Origin of the sequence: Kineococcus rhizosphaerae (assembly GCF_003002055.1) — a bacterium.
Lineage (GTDB): Bacteria > Actinomycetota > Actinomycetes > Actinomycetales > Kineococcaceae > Kineococcus > Kineococcus rhizosphaerae.
This window is the reverse complement of record NZ_PVZF01000054.1, coordinates 1-1801: the sequence shown is the minus strand read 5'-3', so window position 1 is coordinate 1801 and position 1801 is coordinate 1. Positions and strand designations below refer to the sequence as shown.

The following is a 1801-nucleotide window of genomic DNA, read 5'->3' as shown; positions in this document are numbered from 1 at the left end:
GGCGGGTTCAACCGGTCGATGCAACACCGGACTGATGCAGCGACTGTAGCTGCTCGGCGAACACCTCCGCTGGAGTTCTCCAGCCCAGGACCTTCCGAGGCCTGTTGTTGACCGCCAGAGCGACCCCTTCGAGGTCTTCGGCCGACCACCGGGACAAGTCGGTGCCCTTGGGGAAGTACTGACGCAGCAGCCCGTTGGTGTTCTCGTTGCTCGGCCGCTGCCACGGCGAGTGCGGATCAGCGAAGAACACCCTCGTCCCCGTCTCGAGGGTGAACTGCGCATGACCGGACAGCTCCTTGCCGCGGTCCCAGGTGAGCGTCTGACGCAGTTGTTCAGGCAGGTGCGCCATCGAGGCCGTCAGCGCAGCGTTCATCGCGACAGCTCCGTAACCACCCAACGAGGGACCGTTCTTCACCACCGGACTCTGGCCCCACCCCTCCAACCGGGGAAGGTGCACTAGCAGCGTCGAACGGCTCGAACGCTCGACGAGCGTGCCGATCGCGGACCGGCCGGTCCCGATGATCAAGTCGCCTTCCCAGTGGCCCGGGACGGCGCGGTCGGCGGCCTCGGCGGGTCGCTCGCTCAGGACCACGTCGGCGCTGACGTGCCCCTGCGGCTTGTTCCTCGTCCGGGCCCGCGGCTGCCGCAACGCCCGCCCGGTGCGCAAACACGCCGCGAGCTCGCGCTTGAGGGCACCGCGTCCCTGGATGAACAATCCCTGGTAGATCGCCTCGTGGCTGACCCGCATGGACTCATCATCGGGGAAGTCGAGCCGGAGACGGTTGCTGATCTGCTGTGGGCTCCACGCGGTGGCCCAGCGGCGGTCTGCTCGATGGGGTTTCATCTTGCGGCCCTTCCACCCGGGCGTGTCCGGCCCTGCCACGACCGCGCCATCCGCGCTGCGCACGGTGCCGTCCAAGCGCTCTTGGACGTAGTCACGCAGTCGCTCGTTGCCGGCGAGCTTGGCGGTCTTGGGGCGTTTAGCGGCCTGCTGGGCCTTCCACTGAGCAACGGTTGCGCGGTACTCCGGCCGGCCGCTGCGGGTCGCGGCGTTGCGGCGCAGCTCACGCGAGATCGTCCCCGGGTCCCGTCGCAGTGCACGAGCGACCTCACGAACACCGGCGCCTTTCGCCCGTAGGAGCGCGATCTCCTCGCGTTCTTCGAACGTCAGGTAGCGGCTGGTGGGCTCAGTCAACGAGATGGGAGGCATGCCGCCAGCGTGGCGAAACCATCGAGTGCCCACCGGCCACGACACACCCACCGCCAGCGATGCTTCCACTGTCGTGACCCCTGTGGCGATCCATCGCCAGAACGCGCGCTGCACCACCCGTGATGGCTCTGGCCGACCGGGTGAGCGCATCGCCGGCCGAAGCGCACGATCAGCTCGCCACTGCCGGCGCAAGCTTTCACTGACATCGCTGGTCTTCTTCGTCCAGTCGGCCGTGACCATCCCGTGCACCTCCAAGATCGAAGGTGTTGCGACGACCGATTGAATCCACCTTGCGATCCACGATCTGAGTGCAGCACGCAGCCGGCCACCTCGACACCCTCAACCTGGCGCCGGGCAACGGCATTGGATAGAGCTTGGACGGCCAACCGAGACTTCATCCGCGAGTCGATGGAGTACCCCACGATGCGGCGGGAGAACACGTCCTTGATGGCGCAGAGGTAGAGCTTGCCTTCAGCGGTCCAGTGCTCGGTGATGTCGGTGAGCCACAACTCGTTGGGCCGGTTTACGGCGAACTTCCGACGGACCAGATCGTCATGCACTGGCGGGCCGGGCCGTTTCCCGTTCTTGCTG

The 1801-nt window shown here is 66.8% G+C and carries 1 protein-coding gene and 1 pseudogene; both read right to left on the bottom strand.

All coding sequences use genetic code 11. The annotated features are described in order from the left end of the window. Nucleotides 1-7: 7 nt before the first annotated feature. Nucleotides 8-1450 (bottom strand): IS30 family transposase, encoded by a 1443-nt coding sequence (locus CLV37_RS26850; RefSeq protein ID WP_425433641.1) that lies wholly within the window; start codon nucleotides 1448-1450, stop codon nucleotides 8-10. Between the two features lie 20 nt (nucleotides 1451-1470). Next, nucleotides 1471-1801: pseudogene (locus CLV37_RS29280) on the bottom strand (DDE-type integrase/transposase/recombinase); the annotation flags it as partial.